The sequence below is a fragment of the Nocardiopsis moroccensis genome, from assembly GCF_055763695.1.
Window position 1 is genome coordinate 1,044,010 of record NZ_CP199747.1, and the last position, 18,838, is coordinate 1,062,847.

The 18,838-nt window shown below is 70.3% G+C and carries 15 protein-coding genes; 6 read left to right on the plus strand and 9 right to left on the minus strand.

Annotated features, from left to right (window positions below):
* Positions 1 to 181 precede the first annotated feature (181 nt).
* A complete protein-coding gene (locus tag ACUKCB_RS04300; protein ID WP_473039153.1) occupies positions 182 to 1,435 on the plus strand; it encodes a tetratricopeptide repeat protein in 1,254 nt (417 codons plus the stop codon).
* Positions 1,436 to 1,542: 107 nt separating this feature from the next.
* Here ACUKCB_RS04300 and ACUKCB_RS04305 read toward each other — a convergent pair whose 3' ends face one another.
* The 4 genes from ACUKCB_RS04305 to ACUKCB_RS04320 form a co-directional block, all read right to left on the minus strand.
* Positions 1,543 to 1,731, minus strand: a complete 189-nt coding sequence (locus ACUKCB_RS04305) for a DUF5999 family protein (RefSeq protein ID WP_191271746.1) — start codon at positions 1,729 to 1,731, stop codon at positions 1,543 to 1,545.
* A gap of 207 nt (positions 1,732 to 1,938) precedes the next feature.
* Positions 1,939 to 3,375 carry a threonine/serine exporter family protein gene (locus ACUKCB_RS04310; RefSeq protein WP_473039154.1) on the minus strand — a complete coding sequence of 479 codons (1,437 nt, stop codon included), beginning with the start codon at positions 3,373 to 3,375 and terminating at the stop codon, positions 1,939 to 1,941.
* A 208-nt stretch (positions 3,376 to 3,583) separates the two neighbouring features.
* Positions 3,584 to 4,297 carry a response regulator gene (locus tag ACUKCB_RS04315; RefSeq protein ID WP_473039155.1) on the minus strand — a complete coding sequence of 238 codons (714 nt, stop codon included), beginning with the start codon at positions 4,295 to 4,297 and terminating at the stop codon, positions 3,584 to 3,586.
* 30 nt (positions 4,298 to 4,327) lie between these two features.
* On the minus strand, positions 4,328 to 5,131 hold the full coding sequence (locus ACUKCB_RS04320; RefSeq protein ID WP_473039156.1) for a RecB family exonuclease: 804 nt from the start codon (positions 5,129 to 5,131) through the stop codon (positions 4,328 to 4,330).
* A gap of 93 nt (positions 5,132 to 5,224) precedes the next feature.
* Between ACUKCB_RS04320 and ACUKCB_RS04325 the strand changes: the two genes are divergently transcribed.
* Positions 5,225 to 6,394: a site-2 protease family protein gene (locus tag ACUKCB_RS04325; protein WP_473039157.1), complete on the plus strand. Its 1,170-nt coding sequence runs from the start codon at positions 5,225 to 5,227 to the stop codon at positions 6,392 to 6,394.
* 57 nt (positions 6,395 to 6,451) lie between these two features.
* Here ACUKCB_RS04325 and ACUKCB_RS04330 read toward each other — a convergent pair whose 3' ends face one another.
* On the minus strand, positions 6,452 to 6,925 hold the full coding sequence (locus ACUKCB_RS04330) for a DNA-processing protein DprA (RefSeq protein ID WP_473039158.1): 474 nt from the start codon (positions 6,923 to 6,925) through the stop codon (positions 6,452 to 6,454).
* A gap of 32 nt (positions 6,926 to 6,957) precedes the next feature.
* Complete coding sequence (locus ACUKCB_RS04335) at positions 6,958 to 8,220, minus strand: helix-turn-helix domain-containing protein (protein WP_473040918.1); 1,263 nt, start codon at positions 8,218 to 8,220, stop codon at positions 6,958 to 6,960.
* Positions 8,221 to 8,440: 220 nt separating this feature from the next.
* Between ACUKCB_RS04335 and ACUKCB_RS04340 the strand changes: the two genes are divergently transcribed.
* On the plus strand, positions 8,441 to 8,821 hold the full coding sequence (locus tag ACUKCB_RS04340) for a hypothetical protein (RefSeq protein ID WP_473039159.1): 381 nt from the start codon (positions 8,441 to 8,443) through the stop codon (positions 8,819 to 8,821).
* A 237-nt stretch (positions 8,822 to 9,058) separates the two neighbouring features.
* Here the strand turns inward: ACUKCB_RS04340 and ppgK are convergent, their stop codons facing one another.
* Complete coding sequence (ppgK, locus tag ACUKCB_RS04345) at positions 9,059 to 9,847, minus strand: polyphosphate--glucose phosphotransferase (protein ID WP_473039160.1); 789 nt, start codon at positions 9,845 to 9,847, stop codon at positions 9,059 to 9,061.
* A 195-nt stretch (positions 9,848 to 10,042) separates the two neighbouring features.
* Here ppgK and ACUKCB_RS04350 point away from each other — a divergent pair, with 195 nt between their 5' ends.
* The 3 genes from ACUKCB_RS04350 (at position 10,043) to dop (ending at position 15,239) form a co-directional block, all read left to right on the plus strand.
* Positions 10,043 to 11,014 carry a tRNA (adenine-N1)-methyltransferase gene (locus ACUKCB_RS04350; RefSeq protein ID WP_473039161.1) on the plus strand — a complete coding sequence of 324 codons (972 nt, stop codon included), beginning with the start codon at positions 10,043 to 10,045 and terminating at the stop codon, positions 11,012 to 11,014.
* 308 nt (positions 11,015 to 11,322) lie between these two features.
* Entirely contained in the window at positions 11,323 to 13,092 is a 1,770-nt protein-coding gene (gene arc, locus ACUKCB_RS04355) for a proteasome ATPase (RefSeq protein ID WP_473039162.1), read from the plus strand.
* Positions 13,093 to 13,715: 623 nt separating this feature from the next.
* A complete protein-coding gene (gene dop / locus ACUKCB_RS04360) occupies positions 13,716 to 15,239 on the plus strand; it encodes a depupylase/deamidase Dop (protein ID WP_473039163.1) in 1,524 nt (507 codons plus the stop codon).
* A 200-nt stretch (positions 15,240 to 15,439) separates the two neighbouring features.
* On the opposite strand, the gene ACUKCB_RS04365 is transcribed toward dop, so the two are convergent.
* On the minus strand, positions 15,440 to 16,594 hold the full coding sequence (locus ACUKCB_RS04365; RefSeq protein ID WP_473039164.1) for a S1 family peptidase: 1,155 nt from the start codon (positions 16,592 to 16,594) through the stop codon (positions 15,440 to 15,442).
* 444 nt (positions 16,595 to 17,038) lie between these two features.
* Positions 17,039 to 18,190 (minus strand): S1 family peptidase, encoded by a 1,152-nt coding sequence (locus ACUKCB_RS04370; RefSeq protein WP_473039165.1) that lies wholly within the window; start codon positions 18,188 to 18,190, stop codon positions 17,039 to 17,041.
* Positions 18,191 to 18,838: the final 648 nt, after the last annotated feature.

The window sequence follows — 18,838 nt, forward strand, 5'->3', positions numbered from 1 at the left end:
TCGCGCCAAACGATCCGAGTACCCGCGGAACGGATCCGGAGAGGTGCAGGAAACAGCCACAGGAACCAACATCCGTCACACAGGCCTCCAGCGGCTGTGGGAGAGCGCGTTAGAGTTGCGGCGATGCTGACGGTTCGCGCCCCCATCGTGCGGACCCGCCACCCCATGGAAAGCGCAAGGAATGACCGCGACGTCCGGATCTCCCGCACGCTCTGGCCCCGCAACCCCCGCACCCCAAGCCACGGACCCCGATGACGCGGAGGAGACCGCCGTGCCCCCGGCGGAGTCCGCACCGGACCTGTGCGACCAGGCCCAGGACCTCGCCGAGAACGGCCATCTGAAGAAGGCCGCCAAGCTCTACCAACAGGCGGTGGCGGCCAACCCGCGCCCGGGCGTCCAGGCCAGGGCACTGCTCGGACTGGCGGTGGTGCAGGACCAGCGCGGGGACCTGGCCGCCGCACGCGAGGCTGCGCGCCGGGCGCTGGCCACCGGGGACTCCCGCTACGCTCCGCGCGCCGCCTACCACCTGGCGCTCTCCCTCGAACAGGAGGGCGCCCACGGTGAGGCCGCGCGGGTCTGGCACCGCCTGCTCGAGCTGGGCGGTCCCGCCTACACCGCGCTGGCCCGCTACGGGCTGGCCCGTGAGGCGGAACTGCGTGGTGAGGAGGCCGAGGCCGAGGGGCACTGGGAGGCTGTGCTGGAACTGCCCTCCGGCGACACCGGACTCAGCCGCCTGCACGCCGTCACCGTCGTCGACGCCGCACGCGACCTGGCCGGGCGCCTACTCGAACGGGGTCGGCCGGAGGCCGCGGCCGTGGCCGTCGAGCGAGGGCTGGCCGTGGGGGAGGACCCCGGCCTGCGGCTGCTGCGGGCCGCGGCCCACCTGGAACGGGCGATCGCTGACGCGGGTGCGGTGGTCGACCCCGGGCCTGCGGAGGAGGGGGCGGGCGTGCGCCCGGAGCCGCAGACCTCGGGCGCGGCGGTGGAACTGCTCGCCGGGCTGATGGCGCTGCGCGGAGAACCGGACGCGGCCGCACGGGTCTGGCGGCTGGGGTTGGACAGTGGTGACCGGGAGGCGTCCCGAGCGGTGCGCGAACGGTTGCGCCGTCCCTTCGCCCAGCCGCCGGGGCAGGACGGGGAACAGGCTCCCGAACCGTGGTGGGACGTCTACCTGGAGGAGGCCGTGGCGACCGCCAGCGCGCCGGCGCTGGCGGGGGAGCTGTTCGCGGTCATCACCCAGATGCACGCCCTGTTGGCGGTTCCGGTGGTCGAGGGGGAGGCCCGGCCGGCCGTGCTGCGTGCCGCGATGGAGCAGGCTCTTCGGACGCCGAGTGAACTGGTGTGGGGTGCCGACGTGCACGCTGACTTCCGGCGTCGGCTCAGCGAGGCGATGGGGGAGGACGTACTGCCCGAGGGCTGGCCCGAAGGGCGCTGAGGGGATCCTGCGGGCTGTGGCCGGGGGCGGCCCTGGGCCCGCCCGGGCCGGGGCCGGACAGGCCCGGGCGGGAGCGGTTCCGGCGCTCAGCTCCGAAGCGGGCGCGTTCAGGCGGCGGCGCGGGGTCGGTGCGGGGCGACAACCGCCCCGTCGGGGAGGAGTTCACCGGTGTCGTCGAAAAGGACGACGCCGTTGCAGAGTAGGCTCCACCCCTGTTCCGGGTGGCTGGAAACGATTCGCGCGGCCTCGCGGTCGGTGTCCTCGAAGGACGGGCAGGAGGGTGAATGGCTGCACATGACAGAGCCTTTCGTCTCGGTGCTCTTCGTTGAGCTGAGGCCAACAATAGTGGCTGACATCACATGGTGTTGTCGGTTTAGGCGACAATGTTCGCCCTCCCCTTTTGTTCGCTCTCACCAATGAGACGTACCTCACCCGTGCGTAGTTCTGTCCGGGCGGCCCCGGACGGCGAGGATCGGTGAAGGCACCGAACCGTACCCGGCGGGTCAGTAGCCACCGCGGGTACGGCGGGCCGCCGGACGGCTGCGCATCCCGGCCCCGGCCAGGCCGCCGCGCTGGAAGGCCCGGACGAGTTCGCCGCCGAGGTTGACCCCGGCGCCCAGCGCCAGCGCCACCATGATCGCCTCGGCGAGGCTGAGCAGCCCCGAGACCGCGCCCCCGGTCCCCTGGGTGATCTCGATCAGCCCCCGGTACAGGATGCTGCCGGGCAGCAGCGGTGCGATCGACGGGATGAGGTAGGGCAGTACCGGGCGCCGGGTCCGCCGGGCCAGCCAGTGCCCGACCATCCCCACGGCCACCGCGCCCGCGACCGTGCCCACCACCAGCGGAACGTCCAGGAACGCTCGCAGACCCGCGTAGATGACCCAGATCATCACGCCCAGGGCTCCGATCGTGGGCAGCATCCGGGGCGGCACCGCCAGGGAGATCGCGAAGGCCATGGCGATCCCGGCCGCGCCGATCAGCACCGCGGGGTTCAGCGCCATCCCGGCGGACGGCAGGTTCTCCAGGTCCAGGTTGACCCCCAGCCGGGTCGCCGTGTAGGCCACGGTGACCACGCCCGAGACGATCGCGCCCAGGATGAAGAAGGTCTCCAGCAGCCGTGCGACCGCGGTGACGTAACTACCGCTGATCCCGTCCTGGAGGCTGGAGACCAGCGGACGGCCAGGCAACAGCGCCATGATGTTGCCGGTGATGATCGCGCCCGCCTGCAGGCCCAGGTCCAGGGTGGTGCTCACCCACAGCAGCCCCACACCGATGGAGGAGGCGACGACCGCGGCCGCCGCCATCTGGTAGAACTCCGCGACCCCGCGGTTGGCCAGGAACACCGAGGTGCGGTCGCCCAGGACGGTGGCCAGGAAGGCCACCGCCGCCACGGCCGCCCCGCCGCCCACCATCACACTGGCGCTGGAGGCGATCAGGCCGAAGCCCACCGCGATCAGCCAGTTCGGGTAGGGCATACGGGCCCGGCGGATCTGTTCCAGCCGCGCACTGGCGTCCTCCAGCTCCAGCAGGCCCAGTGCGGCCTGTTGGACCAGGCTGTGCAGCTCGTTGACGCGGAAGTAGTCCAGGGTGCGGCGGCGCACCACCCGCTCGCCGGTGACCGGCGGGCTGTCACCGCCCGGGTGGGTGGACAGGGAGATCGTGGTGAAGGTGACCGACACCTCCGAGCGGGGCAGGTCGAAGGCGACCGAGAGGCTGAGCATGGCCTCGCTGACGGCCTCCGTGCTCTCGCCGCTGGCCAGCATGAGCTCTCCCACGCGCAGGGCCAGGTTGATCGCCCGCGCGTCGGGGAGCTTGACCTCCTCCTCGTCGTCGAGGCTGTCCGGGGTCAGTTCCCGTTCGTGCTCGGCCCGCCAGTCACGCATCCGGCTGAGCATGAACTCCTCGCTCGGCGGCCCGGACGGCTCCCTCTTGCTTGGCATGGCTGCTCTCCGTTTCCTCCCCGTCGCCCGCACCCCTGGTGTTCGGCGCACTGCCTCGGCAACCCCATGGGGGACGCCGCGCCCACAGGCGGGGTTCGCCCGTCTGGTGCGGTGGCACCGGTGAGTTCGGTCACCGGGTCATCCTGTCAAGGCGCGAAGGCCGCCGAGGGCGACGACGCGCCGGTCCCGAGGGCGCTCCCGGGGGTGCTCAGGCCGGGGGTTCCTGCGTCTTCTCGTTCGGGTGACCGTCCTGGCCGGGGCGGACCAGGCCGGTCTCGTAGGCGTGTACGACGGCCTGGACGCGGTCGCGCAGGCCGAGTTTGGTGAGGATGCTGCCCACGTGGGATTTGACGGTGGCCTCGCCCAGGACCAGGTGTGCGGCGATCTCTCCGTTGGACCATCCCTTGGCGACCAGCCGTAACACCTCGCGTTCCCGGACGGTCAGGGTGTCCGCCGACGGCTCGGGTCCGGCCTCGGGGGAGGGCAGCAGCGGCGCGAAGCGGTCCAGGAGGCGGTTCAGGACGGTGGGGGAGATGACGGAGGCGCCTCCGGCGACCAGTTCGACCGCGGAGACCAGTTCGGTGGGCGGGACGTCCTTGAGGAGGAAGCCGGAGGCGCCCGCACGCAGCACACCGACCACGTACTCGTCCAGGTCGAAGGTGGTCAGGGCCAGGACCCGCACCCGGTGGCCGAGCGGCCGGGCCCATTCGACGATCTGCCGGGTGGCCCTGATCCCGTCCACGCCCGGCATCCGGATGTCCATGAGGACCACGTCGGGCAGCAGGCCGCGGACCTCCCGGACGGCCTCGCGGCCGTCGGAGGCCTCGCCCACCACGGACACGTTCGGGGCGGATTCGAGGATCAGGCGGAAGCCGGCGCGGACGAGCGGTTGGTCATCGACGAGGAGTACTGAGACGGGCACGGGCCGATTCTCCCGCACACGGCGCGGTCCTCAGGCCGTGGGCAGCGGGGGCGGGGTGCCGCCGAACTCCGGGCACAGCGCCTGGTGTTCGCACCAGCCGCACAGCTTGCTGCGTTTGGGCTCCCACACCCCGGCGCGTCCGGCCGCCTCGATCCGCGCCCAGATGTCGGCGATCTCGGCCTCGGCGGCGGCGAGTTCGGCCTCGGTGGGGTCGTACCAGCGCACGGAGCCGTCGCCCAGGTAGACGAGCTGGAGACGGGCGGGCACGACACCGAGGTCGCGCCAGATCATCACCGCGTAGAAGAAGATCTGGAACTTGGCCTTGTCCTCGAACCGGGGGTGCGGCGACTTCCCGGTCTTGTAGTCGACGACCCTGATCTGGCCGGAGGGGGCCACGTCCAGGCGGTCGACGTAGCCGCGCAGCCGTAGTCCGGTGGGCAGGGAGACCTCCAGGCGCATCTCGCGTTCGCGGGGCTCCAGCTGTTCGGGGTTCTCCAGGTCGAAGTAGCGTTTGACCAGGGTCCGGGCCGACTCCAACCACTCCTGGAGGGCTTCCTCGCCGTCGAAGAGCCGCTCCTGCAGTTCGGGGTCGCGTGCGCGGAGCTTCTCCCACTGGGGGTCGACCAGGCTCAGCGCGGTGCGCGGTGTGCGGGTCCGGGCCGGCAGCTCGTAGAGGCGTTCGAGGCAGGCGTGGACGAGGGTGCCGCGCAGCGCGGCGGTGCTGGGGGCCTCGGGGAGGCGGTCGATGGTGCGGAACCGGAACAGGAGCGGGCACTGGAGGAAGTCCGAGGCACGCGAGGGTGACAGGGCGGTCGGCAGCGGCGCGGTGGTCATACTCCGAGCCTAGATCGTCTTCGGCGGGCGCTCACCCCGCTGCGTGTCGCCCCATGAGAGGACCATCGGGGCGGGGGCCATAGTCTTGGCTGTGTGACCAGAGGCAGTGACGACCCCAGGCCCAGGACCGGCGACCGGACCAGGCGGCCGGGGTTACCGCTGGGGCGGCCCTTCGGGGTCCCGGTCTACGTCACCTCCTCGTGGTGGATCGTCGCGGTCCTCATCACGCTGGTCTACGGGGGGATCGTCCAGTCGCGGTTGGCGCTGGGCCCCTCGGCCTACCTGTTGGCCTTCGTCTTCGCGATCCTTCTCTACGCCTCCGTCCTGGTGCACGAGCTCGCGCACTCGCTGGTGGCCCGTCGGTACGGTCTGCCGGTGCGCCGCATCGTCCTGTACGTCCTGGGCGGGGTGTCCGAGATCGACCGGGAGGCGCCCACCCCGGGCCGGGAGTTCTGGATCGCCTTCTCCGGGCCGTTGCTGTCGTTGGTGCTGGCGGCGGGGGCGTTCGTGCTGGCGTACTTCACCGACCCCTTCAGCGTCACCGGTGAGCTGCTCTTCCAGTTGTGGATCGCCAACCTGCTCGTGGGTGTGTTCAACCTGCTGCCGGGGCTGCCCCTGGACGGCGGGCGCCTGCTGCGCGCCGGGGTGTGGAAGATGACGGGGCGTGCGCACACCGGCAGTGTGGTGGCGGCCTGGGGCGGCCGGGTGCTGGCCCTGGGGGTCGCGGCCCTGCCGTTCCTGTTCGCCTGGAGCGCGGGGAGCAGCCCCGGGCCGTGGGCGGTCGTGTGGGGGCTGGTGCTGGCCGGCTTCATGTGGATGGGCGCCAGCGAGGCCCTGGGCAACGCCCGGGTCCGGGCCCGGGTGCCCGGACTGCGGGCCCGGACCCTGGCCCGTCCGGCCGTGGTGGTTCCGGCGGACCTGCCGTTGGAGCGGGCCGACCACCGTGCTGGGGAGGCGGGTGTGGACACGATCGTGGTCACCGACGACGACGGTACGCCGGTCTCGGTCGTGCACCCCGCCGCTGCGGAGGCGATCACCGCAGAGCGCAGGGCCCGGGTACCGGTGTCGGACGTGTCCCGGGCGCTGACCGGGCACTCCCGGGTCTCGGCGGACCTGGAGGGCGAGGAGCTCTTGGCGGAGCTCACCCGGCACCCGTTGCCGGAGTACCTGGTGGTGGAGGCCGACGGCGCGCTGTCGGGGGTGTTGCGGTCAGTGGATGTCAACGCCGCGATGGCGGGACGGTCTCCGAGCGGGCGCAGATGAGCGGGCCGCACCCGGGCAGGGACCCGCGGTAGGGGCGCGGGCCGTGGGGGCGGTGGTTCAGCGCCGGGCGCCCTCGGGCCACAGGACGGTGACGGGGCGGTCGAGTTCCCGGGCGTAGGCCACCACGTCCGCGGTGCCCCCGTGGCCGCGCGCGGGTTGCCCGTCCCAGACCGCGACCAGCCGGTCGCACCGCTCCACGAGCAGCCGCCCGGCGGCCATGTGGGCACCGGGCTCTGATTCGCCGTGGGGTAACTCGTGGACGAGGACGGCCTGTTCCATGAGGTGGTCGTAGACCGGGTGGTGCTCGGGGGGAAGGGCCTTCCGGTACCCGGCGGCGGGGACGATCGCCTCCAGGGGAGCTCCCGCGTTCACCACGGCCTCCGCGAAGACGGCGTCGGCGCCGTCCGCGAGGCAGGACAGCCCCACCATCTCGCACCCGTACGGTTCCAGGTACGCCTTGACCAGGTCGGCGACGGCGCCGCTCACGTCAGGGGACAGGTTGCGGTGTCCGGTGATCCCGATACGAATCACGTAACCTCCCTGCTGCTTGCTTCGCCGGGTTTCTACCCCCTGATGGGCGTACCGGTAACTAGTGACGAAAGTCTGTTGTCGAGATCCTCGACGCACAGCGCGCCCGGACCCCGGTAGCGGCGGCGGAAGGACCTGACCCGGCCGACCACGCGCTCGGAGCCGAAACGCACCCCGGTGGCCAGCGCCTCCTGGGCGAGCCGGAAGGCCTCGTCGACGTCACCGGCCTCGGCGTGGGCGGAGGCGAGTTCGACCTTGAGCAGGGCGGACTGCTTGACGTTGCGCGGGGAGGGGGCCACGGCCTCGGCGAAGGCGGCGCGGGCCTCGTGCGGGCTGCGCAGCCGAACGCCCACCAGAGCGCGGTAACCGGCGACCTTGGCCTCGTCGAAGGCGAACACCCACGGCCAGGGGGGCTGGGCGTTGTCCGGGCTGGCGACCTCCCGTTCGGCGTGCCTGATGGCCCGGGCCGCGCAGGCGCGGTCACCGATCCCCGCGTGGGCCAGTGCGCTGATGCAGGCCAGCCAGGCGCGGGCGGTGGGGTGGGCGGAGGGGCCGAGTACGTGTTCGGCTTCCTGCACCAGCCCGAGTCCGAGCTCGGGGTCCTCGGCGACGTCGATCTCGAAGGCGGCCAGGGAGCCGAGCATGTAGACGTCGAGCAGGCGCATCCCGGCCTGGCGGGCGCGTATGACGGCCGTGCGGTAGTGCATGCGGGCCGAGCCCATGTCGCCGAGGTCGGCGTTCAGCCAGGCGGCGAAACCGGAGGCCTCGCTGGCGGCCGCGCTGAGTTCGGTGTGGAAGGGCGTACCGCGCGCGTTCCCGAGCATCTGCTCGGCCAGGTGCACGTGCGCGGCGGCGCCGGGCAGCAGGTGGCGGGCGGAGGAGGTGGCGTCCATGCGGCGCTGGCCCCCGGTGATGGAACGCAGCGCGGGTGCGGTGGTCTCGTTGACCCCGTGGTACCCCTCGTGCTCCCCGGTGGGGCGCGGCGCCGTGGCCAGGAGGGTGCTCCCGGCGACCGCCCTGCCGGAGTCGCGGCGTCTGGCGGGGTTCACCGCCTTCCTGGTGTGGCCCTCCTGTCTGCCGGTGCCGCCGAAGCGGAGCAGGTGGAGCGGGATCTCCAGCCGTTGCGCGAGGTCGTGGACCTGGCTGACGGTAAGGGACTGCTGACCGTTGACGACCCGGGAGACCCAGCTCTGTGAGTAGGTGAGAGCACGGGCGAGGTCGCCCTGGGACCATCCGCGCGCCACGCGCACGCCTTCGATGATCGTCGGCATGTCACAGGTGGCCAGGGCGGCGGCCATGCGCGGTCGGGTCCACAGGTCGTTCGGAAGTACGCCGTCTGGTTGGGGCATGCAGCTTAGGTTAGGGATTCCGGGCGCTCCCGGTGGCTATGTGCGAAAAAGAAGGCACGATGCGTGATCCGCATACCGGTACCTGTGTCTTCTCGGGGTCCGGCAAGGTGGAGGAGTCGTTGGTCCGGGGGAGCGCGTGCCGGGCCCGGGGAGGAAGCAGGGAGGCCACGTGACCGTTGAGACACCACCGGCGGGTAACCCGAGCCTGGCCGGAAACGGGCACGGGGACCGTGGCATCCCGGTGGAACCTCTGTGCCGGGTGGACCTGGCAGCCCTCGCCCTGCGGGGGATGGCCGCGGAGCTGCGCGCACGCGGGGTCGAGGCGCGGGAGGACGGTGTGTCCGGGGTCGTCGACGCCGGCCCCACGGCTCGGCCGCAACGCGCTCTCCTGCGGCCCCACAGAGGTGATCTCTGGTGGTGGATGAGGTGGCCCCTGCAGGATGGTGTCCCCCCGGCACTGTCCGGAGTCCCCCTCTCCCCGGTCACTCGGACCTCCGACGCCGCCCGCAGGATCGTGAGGGCCCTGTCCGTCACGACGAGAGACGGCTGAGGAGGCAGGAGGACACGCCCGGACGCTGAGTCGCCGCGCCCGGGCGGGAGCGGGCTGTGCGCGAGCACGGTCCCGGGTGTCAGGACGGTGTCCGGGTGAACCCGGAACCCAGTCTCCCTCTGCGCGGGTTCCGGACCCGTTCGACACCCGAAGCAGGGCCGTCCTTCGTGGGAAGGAGGGACGGCGGCATCCACCCCCTGAGGGGCACTCGGCGCCACCCCCTGGTCCGAGCGCCCCTCACCCCCTACGAGGGTCCGCCGCGGACGTCCCCGGAACGTCCGCGGCGGACAGGGCCGCTCCGACGATGCCCGCCGTGTTCCGCAGTGCCGCCGGAACGATCGGGGTGCGGACGTCGAGGTGGTGCAGGAACTTGTCCGACTTCCGGCTCACCCCGCCGCCCACCACGATCAGGTCCGGCCACACCAGGTCCTCGACCGTTCGGTAGTAGCGCTGGAGCCGCTTCTTCGCCCAGTCGTGGTAGGAGAGTCCGTCCCGTTCCTTGGCGCTGGAGGAGGCGCGTGTCTCCGCGTCGTGGCCGTCCACTTCCAGGTGGCCGAACTCGGTGTTGGGTACCAGGCGCCCGTCCACGACCAGAGCCGTACCGATACCGGTACCCAGGGTGGTGAGCAGGACCGTCCCGTCCACGTCCCTGGCGGCCCCGTAGCGGTTCTCCGCCAGCGCGGCGGCGTCGGCGTCGTTGAGCACGCGCACCGGCCGCCCCGCGGCCTCGGAGAACAGGGCCCGGGCGTCGGTGCCGATCCAGCTTTTGTGCAGGTTCGCGGCGGTGCGCACCACCCCGCCCTGCACCACCCCGGGAAAGGTGACCCCCAGGGGGGTTTGCGCGGTCTCGGGGAAGTGCGCGGCGATCTCGCCCACGACCTGTGCCACCTCGTCGGGGCCGGCGTGCTCGGGGGTGAGGATCTTCAGGCGGTCCCGGAGGAACTCGCCGGAGACCAGGTCGACCGGAGCGCCCTTGATGCCGCTGCCGCCGATGTCGATTCCCAGGCCCGTGGTCTGCTGTGACATGGGTGGTCTCTCCTGTGGTCCTCGTTGCCGTATGGGGACGTGGCGGTGCCACACGCCTGATCCTGCCCCAGGGGCGGGGCCTTCGCACGCTTTCCGGGAACGAGCTCCGGGGCCGCCGGTTCGTCCTGGTAGCGCGGGGCCGATACGCTGGGCGACTGCCCTGACCAAACGCGACGTGGGAAGACGAGAGCGACGTTGACCGGTATCCATGGCCGCCGCGGCCCCTTCACCGACGGCGACACCGTGCAGTTGACCGACCCGAAGGGTCGCATGCACACCATCACACTGCGTGAGGGTGGAGCCTTCCACTCGCACAAGGGCAAGGTCGACCACGACGACCTCATCGGCGAACCCGAAGGCAGTGTGGTGCGCTCCAACACCGGCACGGCCTACGTGGCGCTGCGCCCCCTGCTCATCGATTACACGCTCTCCATGAAGCGTGGTGCGACCATCGTCTACCCCAAGGACGCCGCCCAGATCATGGTCGAGGGCGACATCTTCCCGGGCGCCCGGGTGGTCGAGGCCGGAGCCGGATCGGGCGCCATGTCCAACTGGCTGCTGCGTGCGGTCGGTGAACAGGGCATGGTCCACTCCTACGAGCGCCGCGCGGACTTCGCGGAGATCGCCCGTAAGAACGTGGAGAGGTTCTACGGCGGTCCGCACCCGGCCTGGAAACTCACCGTGGGCGACCTGGTCGAGGAGCTCGACGAGACCGAGGTGGACCGGGTCTTCCTGGACATGCTCGCTCCCTGGGAGTGCCTGGACGCGGTCGCCGGGGCGTTGATCCCCGGTGGTCTGGTGTGCTGTTACGTGGCCACGACCACCCAGCTCTCCCGGGTGGTGGAGGAGCTGCGCGAGGACGAGCGCTTCTACGAGCCGCGCTCCTGGGAGACCATGCTGCGCACCTGGCACGTGGAGGGCCTGGCGGTGCGCCCGGACCACCGGATGATCGGCCACACCGGCTTCCTGGTGACCGCGCGCCGTCTGGCCGACGGGGTGGAGGCGCCCGAGCGCCGTCGCCGCCCGGCCAAGGGCGCCTACGGCAAGGACTACGAGGCGGCCAGGGCCGCCGCCGACGCGGGTGCGAAGGCGGCCGCGCCCGCCGCGCCCGCCGTCGAGCCCTCGGCGGGGGCTCCGGACGAGGGGAGCGCCGAGAACCGGGAGTGAGAGCGGTCCGCGGGTGAACGCGGTCCCTCGGGGCCCGTCCGGGACTGTGTCCGGGCGGGCCCCCGGTCTGTCCCGGGGAGGTGGTGGGGGTCGTCCGCGGCCGCCGGAACGCGCTGCGGCGCCTGGGCGGCACTTGCCCCGGGCCCGCCACGGAGGTTACTTTCTCATTACGCCGGGTCGCTCGTCACCACTGTGACCTGTGCCTACGCAGGGTCTCGACAGGGGGCCCGCGACACTCTCCGAAACTTGAAGGTTAGGAAAGGGACAGGTTAGGTAGGACCCCGAGTAGTCGTCCTTCTCATAGGGAGGTGGCGGACGTGGCCGAGCGCGAAGACGAGCGTCAGAGCGACCGGGACCGTGAAGTCGCTGAACTCACGGCCCAGGTCTCCTACATGGAAAAGGAACTCAGCGTGGTTCGGCGTAAGCTCGCCGACTCGCCCCGACATGTGCGTCTGCTGGAGGAGCGGTTGCGGGAGGCCCAGGCCGACCTAGCCGCCGCGAACGGGCAGAACGAACGGCTCGTCTCCACACTCAAGGAGGCGCGCGAGCAGATCGTGGCACTCAAGGAGGAGGTCGACCGGCTCGCACAGCCACCGTCGGGCTTCGGTGTCTACCTTGGGTCCCGCGACGACGAGACCGTCGAGATCTTCACCAACGGCCGCAAGATGCGGGTCAACGTCAGTCCCTCCGTGGACATGGACAACCTGCGCCCCGGCCAGGAGGTCATGCTCAACGAGGCGTTCAACGTCGTCGAGGTGGAGTCTTTCGAAACCGTTGGCGAGGTCGTCCTGCTCAAGGAGGTCCTCGAGGACGGTGAGCGGGCACTGGTGATCTCGCACCACGACGACGAGAAGATCGTCCGGTTGGCGGAGCCGTTGCGGGACGAGCCCATCCGGCCCGGTGACTCGCTGCTGTTGGAGCCCCGTTCGGGGTACGTGTACGAGAGGATCCCCAAGTCCGAGGTCGAGGAGCTCATCCTCGAGGAGGTGCCCGACATCTCCTACACCGACATCGGTGGCCTGTCGGGGCAGATCGAGATGATCCGCGACGCGGTCGAACTGCCCTTCCTCTACAAGGACCTGTTCCGGGAACACGAGCTCACCCCGCCCAAGGGCGTGCTGCTCTACGGCCCGCCCGGGTGCGGTAAGACACTCATCGCCAAGGCCGTCGCCAACTCGCTGGCCAAACGGGTCGCCGAGCGCACCGGCCGTGACGTCGGAAAGAGCTTCTTCCTCAACATCAAGGGCCCGGAGCTGTTGAACAAGTACGTGGGCGAGACCGAGCGGCACATCCGCCTGGTCTTCCAGCGTGCCAGGGAGAAGGCCTCCGAGGGTACCCCGGTCATCGTGTTCTTTGACGAGATGGACTCGGTCTTCCGGGTCCGCGGTTCGGGTGTGTCCTCCGACGTGGAGAACACCATCGTCCCGCAGATGCTCAGCGAGATCGACGGTGTGGAGGGGCTGGAGAACGTCATCGTCATCGGCGCCTCCAACCGTGAGGACATGATCGACCCGGCGATCCTGCGGCCCGGCCGCCTGGACGTCAAGATCAAGGTTGAGCGGCCCGACGCCGAGGGCGCCCGGGACATCTTCGGCAAGTACATCACCGACGGGCTGCCGCTGCACGAGGACGACCTCGCCGAACACGGCGGTTCGGCCTCGGCCACGGTGGACGCCATGATCCAGCGGGTCGTGGAGCGGATGTACACCGAGGGTGAGGAGAACCGCTTCCTGGAGGTCACCTACGCCAACGGTGACAAGGAGGTCCTGTACTTCAAGGACTTCAACTCCGGCGCGATGATCGAGAACATCGTCTCGCGGGCCAAGAAGATGGCGATCAAGGACTACATCGACCACCAGTCCAAGGGGCTCCGGGTGTCGCACCTGTTGCAGGCCTGCGTGGACGAGTTCAGCGAGAACGAGGACCTGCCCAACACCACCAACCCGGACGACTGGGCCCGGATCTCCGGAAAGAAGGGCGAGCGCATCGTCTACATCCGGACCCTGGTGACCGGCAAGAAGGGCGCCGACTCCGGTCGGTCCATCGACACCGTCGCCAACACCGGCCAGTACCTGTAACGGCGCTCCGCCGCCGTGTCCGCCTTTCGGGGCCCTGTCCCGGGCTCCAGCGGTGGTCGCAACACCCTGACTTCGGGGGTTGCGGCCACCGTGTCGTTTACGGGGAAGGATCGAGTCCGTCTTCGGCCCGGGCGTTTCCGGGCCCCTTGTCCGCGGTGATCTTGCTACCAGGGGCAACTTCGGCGCCGAAGTTGCCCCTGGTAGCAAGATCACCGGGGTTGGGGCGGTTTCGGGCGCTGTCCGCACCGGCGGTCGACGGGCTGAACACGAGCGGCGGCCCGAACTCGCTCCACGGCCTGGTGCTGTACGAATTCCTGCCGCTGGGGGCCGCGCCCGGGAACTGACCGTGGAGAGCATGGACCCCGGGGTCGTGCTCAGCGGGGACAAGCGGGGACCTTTGGCCTACTGGGCTTCGGACAATACCCGTTGGTAGGTCCAACCGAACCGTTTGGCCGGGGCTTGTGCGGCACTGGTCGTGGTTTTGCTGCGAATCCAAGCGAAGTGGCTCCGACCTGCATCGACACGGTCATCTCAGTCCTTTTGAAACGCCCGGGAAGACGGCGCTTAGGCCACAATTGGCGCGGAAGCGTTCAAGACCGGTCTCTGGCGGATAACCTCTCACCATGAGTGTGCGGCGGATTATGGGTATCGAGACCGAATACGGGATCTCCGTGCCGGGAAACCCCGGGGCCAACGCGATGGTCACCTCCACCCAGGTGGTCAACGCCTACCTGGCCGCCTCGGCGGCCCGGGCCAGGAAGGCCCGCTGGGACTTCGAGGAGGAGAACCCGCTGCGCGACGCCCGCGGGTTCGACCTGGCACGCGAGGTCGCCGATCCCACCCAGTTGACCGACGAGGACCTGGGGCTGGCCAACGTCATCCTCACCAACGGCGCGCGCCTGTACGTGGACCACGCCCACCCCGAGTACTCGGCCCCCGAGGTCACCAACCCGCGCGACGCGGTCCTGTGGGACAAGGCCGGGGAGAGGGTGATGGCCGATGCCGCGGCCCGGGCAGCGGCCACCCCGGGGATAGAGCCGATCCAGCTGTACAAGAACAACACCGACAACAAGGGCGCCTCCTACGGCTGCCACGAGAACTATCTGATGCACCGGTCCACGCCCTTCGGGGACATCGTCCGGCACCTGATCCCGTTCTTCGTCTCCCGTCAGGTGGTGTGCGGCGCCGGCAAGGTCGGGATCGGCGCGGACGGCCAGGGCAGCGGTTTCCAGATCTCGCAGCGGGCCGACTTCTTCGAGGTCGAGGTGGGCCTGGAGACGACCCTGAAGCGTCCCATCATCAACACACGGGACGAACCCCACGCCGACCCGGACCAGTACCGGCGCCTGCACGTCATCATCGGTGACGCCAACATGAGTGAGATCTCCACCTACCTCAAGCTGGGGACCACCGCGCTGGTGCTGTCGATGATCGAGGACGGTTTCCTCAGCACGGACCTGTCCCTGGAGACCCCGGTGGCCGACCTGCGGGAGATCTCCCACGACCCGGGGCTGACCCACCGGGTCCGGTTGCGGGACGGGCGGCGGATGACCGCTCTGGAGCTCCAGGGCGAGTACCTGGACCAGGCCCGCAAGTACGTCGAGGACCGGTTCGGCACCGACGTGGACCCCGACACCGCGGACGTGCTCGACCGGTGGGAGTCGGTTCTGTCGCGGCTGGCCTCCGACCCGATGAGCCTGGCCACCGAACTGGACTGGGTCGCCAAGCTCAAGCTCCTGGAGGGCTACCGGTCCCGGGACGGGCTGGAGTGGTCCCACCCGCGCCTGCACCTGGTGGACCTGCAGTACTCCGACGTGCGTGCGGACAAGGGCCTCTACAACCGCCTGGCCGCCCGCGGCCGGATGCAGCGCCTGGTGGAGGACTCCGAGGTCGACCGGGCCGTCACCGAACCGCCGGAGGACACCCGTGCCTACTTCCGGGGACGCTGCCTGGCCAAGTACGCCGACGAGGTGGCCGCGGCCTCCTGGGACTCGGTGATCTTCGACCTGCCGGGTTACGACTCCCTGCAGCGCGTCCCCACCCTGGAGCCGCGCAGGGGGACCAAGGAGCACGTGGGCGGGCTCCTGGACGCCTCCGCCACCGCGGCGGACCTGGTGGCGGTCCTGGCCGGAGGCCGCCGGGGCTGAGCCCGGCCGGGGTGGTGCGCTCCGCGGAGCGCACCACCCCGATCGCGACGGCCGTCCCGGAGGCCGCGCACGCGCGCGGGCCGGACAGTCCGGGTGTTCGCCCCGTGTTCCCATGCCCGGCGGAGGGCGACGGGCGCGGGAACACGGGTGCCCCCGTCCGCGGGGGCGGACGGGGGCACGGGTTCGGTGCTGCCGGGGGGTTAGCTGGTCCTCAGCTGGATGCCCCAGGCGTTCAGCACCGGGTTGACCTCCTGGTAGTAGGTGGTGCCGCCCCAGGTGCAGTTACCGGAGCCGCCCGAGGTCATGCCCTGGGCCTGGGATCCGGAGATGAACGAACCGCCGGAGTCGCCGGGCTCGGCGCACACGCTGGTCCGGGTCATGTTGTACACGGTGCCCTGGGGGTAGCTCACGGACTGGCCGCGGGCCTGGATGGTCCCGCAGTGCCAGCCGGTGGTGGAGCCGGAGCGGCACACGGAGGAGCCGATGGGCGCCTGGCTGGAGCCCGAGACAGTGGCGTAGCCGCCGCTGTTGTAGCGGCTGACCAGGTTGGTCAGCGTGAAGTTGGACGTGCCCCGGACGAAGGCGGCGTCGTTGCCCGGGAAGACGGAGCGCTCGAAGACGCCCCGGCCGTTACCGATGCTGACCTGGGTGCCCACGGTGCCGCAGTGTCCGGCGGTGACGAAGCCGGGCTGGCCGGAGGAGTTGGTGGCGGGGAAGCCCACGGAGCAGCGTCCGCCCATGGTGTAGGCGAGACCACCGATGATGTTGGCGTACATCTCGGGCTGCTCGCTGGTGGTGGTCACCTCGACGGCGGAGGCGTCCACACCCGCGTCGGCGAGGAGGGCGTCCACGTCGGCGCCGGAGCCTTCCAGGACTTCCAGGACGACGGTGTCGCCCTCCACGTCCGGGTACCAGCCGACCACGCCGGGCTCGGTGTCCGCCTCGTTGAGGTCCTGCACGATCGCGTCCAGGCCTTCGGTGCCGTGCGAGACCACCTCGGCCTCGGCGCCGGCGGCCTCCACGGCGTCGACCGCGGCGCTGTCCGTGACCAGGACGGTCAGTTCCATGCTGTCGGTGTCGAACACGGAGCCGCCGTAGGCGTCTCCGGCGGCCTCGGCCGCGGCCTCGTCGACCTCGGCGGCGGTGTCCTGGGCGGTGAGGAGTTCCTCGGCCTCGAACGGGGTGAGGTCGAGGTCACGCTCGAGCGCCTCCTGCATGGAGACGGCTTCGGCTTCGGGGGAGGGTGACTGGGGTAGCGGTCCGGGGGCCGCGAGGGCTCCCGGGGCGGCGGCCAGAACCATGCCGAAGGCAAGGGCTCCGGTGCCGATTGCGGAGACAACGGGGGAGGGTCTCATTGATCCCTACTCTCCTGGGGGAATTGACGGGGGATTGGGGCCGAATGCTCTACGGCCCCCTTTGTTCACCGAGACATCCGGTAAACAACGCCTAACCATAGGTGCACGTTTTGGTGAGGGAAAGACCGCCAGAACGATGAAGCATTCAGTTCGGTATGGGGAGATCCGATGACGGGTCCAAAGGCAGTCGCGGAACGTGTCCGTGTGGTGGCCCACCTTGAGGTTGTCGGAGCCGAACCGTTACCGACTGAATTCGGGCGCGGGGTGCAAGGGGTGTTTTTTGGCCACATCCGGACAGTGGTACCACGTACCAAACGTGTTCGTCCGGACACGCATTCGTAACACCGGTGGTCAGGGAGGCGTGATGGGGCCCCTCTGACGTACGAGGGCGCCCCCGCCCGCTGATGCGGACGGGGGCGCCGGGTTGACGGACTGCTGGAGTGTCTAGCTCGTCACCAGACTGAGGTTCCAGCTGTTCAGCGCTGGGTTGATCTCCTGGTAGTAGGTGGTGCCGCCCCAGGTGCAGTTGCCGGAGCCGCCCGAGGTCATGCCCTGGGCCTGGTCACCGGAGATGAACGAGCCGCCGGAGTCGCCGGGCTCGGCGCACACGTCGGTCCGGGTCATGTCGTTGACCGTGCCCTGGGGGTAGCTCACGGACTGGCCGCGGGCCTGGATGGTCCCGCAGTGCCAACCGGTGGTGGAGCCGGAGCGGCACACGGCCGAACCGATCGGAGCCTGGCTGGAGCCGCCGACGGTCTGGGTGCCGCCGGAGCTGTACATGTTGACCAGGTTGGTCACGGTCCAGTTGGACGTGGCCCGGACGAAGGCGGCGTCGTTGCCCGGGAAGACGGACTCCGCGAAGGTGCCCGAACCGGTGCGGTCCGAGCTCTCGGCGGAGGTCCCGACCGTGCCGCAGTGGCCGGCCGTCACGAATCCGTCGTTGCCCGAGCTGTCGGTGGCCGCGAACCCGACGGAACAGCGTCCGCCGCCCATGTAGTACGCGTCTCCGCCCGTGATGTCGGCATACAGCTGGGGCGCCTGGTCGGTCTCCTCCACCTGGACGGCGAGGGAGTCCACTCCCGCGGCCTCGATGAGGTCCTCGGCGCCGGCGGTGTCGGTGGCCTCGATGACGACCGTGTCGTTCGCGACGTCGGGGTACCAGCCGACGACGCCCGGCTGTGCGCCGGCCGCGTCGAGCTCGTCGATGATCGCGTCCAGGCCTTCGGTGCCGTGTGAGACCACCTCGGCCTCGGCGCCGGCGGCCTCCACGGCTTCGACTGCGGTGCTGTCCGTGACCAGGACGGTCAGTTCCATGGTGTCGGTGTCGAACACGGAGCCGCCGTAGGCGTCTCCGGCGGCCTCGGCCGCGGTCTCGTCGAGGCCGGAGGCCTCGTGCTGGGCGTCGAGCAGGTCCTCGGCCTCGAACGGGGTGAGGCCGAAGTCCCTCTCAAGCGCTTCCTGCATGGTGGCGGCCCCGCCCTGGGGCGAGGGCTCGGCGGGCACGGTCGCGGCGGTGGCTCCCGGCGTGACCGAGAGCGCGAGGCCGAAGGCAAGGGCTCCGGTGCCGATTGCGGAGACAACGGGGGAGGGTCTCATTGATCCCTACTCTCCTTGGGGAATTGACGGGGGTCGGGGTTCGGTTTCCGCGGGGGAGGCCGATCCCGTGTGCTAACCCCGGACAGGCCGGGGCTGCTTCGTTTCCGATACATTCGGTAAACGATCACAAACCATAAGTGAACATCTTGGACGGCAAAAGCCCTGGAAGTTGGTAATTCACCTAACTGGAAATCGGATCATAGGATCAGGGGGCAAATGAGTGCTCCTGACTCCGGGTGACGGGGCGTCTGACCTTGACTTTCCGTAGTGGGATGTATGTGAATCAAAGACATATAAATATTGCAAGGGGGCTAAAGTGGCCAGATGCGGACGCTGGCACCTCGTACCATCCGTGACCGTCTGGATGCGCAAACGTAACCCCCTTGGTCAGGGGGTGGTGTGGGTGAAGGCTGTGGTCGCAATAAGAACAGGTGTTCGCATGACGCCCATGGCTGAGGGGGTGCGTCTGTGAAGCGCGCGCACCGCCCGGTCCCGGCCCCGGTCGGGGACACGCCCGAGGCGGATCCGCGCCCCCGCTGCGCCCCGTGTGCGCGAACACGGGACGATTCGAGGTAACTAGCGGGTATCGGGCTCCGGGAAGGGGGTTGAGCCGGGTGCTGTTGGGCCAAGATAAGGGCGAGAGCCCCG

What these genes read in the sequence shown, in the direction of transcription:
- dop (WP_473039163.1), top strand. Translation starts at nt 13,716, where the DNA reads ATGAGTGTGCGGCGGATTATGGGTATCGAGACCGAATACGGGATCTCC.
- ACUKCB_RS04310 (WP_473039154.1), bottom strand. Translation starts at nt 3,375, where the DNA reads ATGCCAAGCAAGAGGGAGCCGTCCGGGCCGCCGAGCGAGGAGTTCATG.
- ACUKCB_RS04300 (WP_473039153.1), top strand. Translation starts at nt 182, where the DNA reads ATGACCGCGACGTCCGGATCTCCCGCACGCTCTGGCCCCGCAACCCCC.
- ACUKCB_RS04320 (WP_473039156.1), bottom strand. Translation starts at nt 5,131, where the DNA reads ATGACCACCGCGCCGCTGCCGACCGCCCTGTCACCCTCGCGTGCCTCG.
- ACUKCB_RS04365 (WP_473039164.1), bottom strand. Translation starts at nt 16,594, where the DNA reads ATGAGACCCTCCCCCGTTGTCTCCGCAATCGGCACCGGAGCCCTTGCC.
- ppgK (WP_473039160.1), bottom strand. Translation starts at nt 9,847, where the DNA reads ATGTCACAGCAGACCACGGGCCTGGGAATCGACATCGGCGGCAGCGGC.
- ACUKCB_RS04305 (WP_191271746.1), bottom strand. Translation starts at nt 1,731, where the DNA reads ATGTGCAGCCATTCACCCTCCTGCCCGTCCTTCGAGGACACCGACCGC.
- ACUKCB_RS04335 (WP_473040918.1), bottom strand. Translation starts at nt 8,220, where the DNA reads ATGGCCGCCGCCCTGGCCACCTGTGACATGCCGACGATCATCGAAGGC.
- ACUKCB_RS04370 (WP_473039165.1), bottom strand. Translation starts at nt 18,190, where the DNA reads ATGAGACCCTCCCCCGTTGTCTCCGCAATCGGCACCGGAGCCCTTGCC.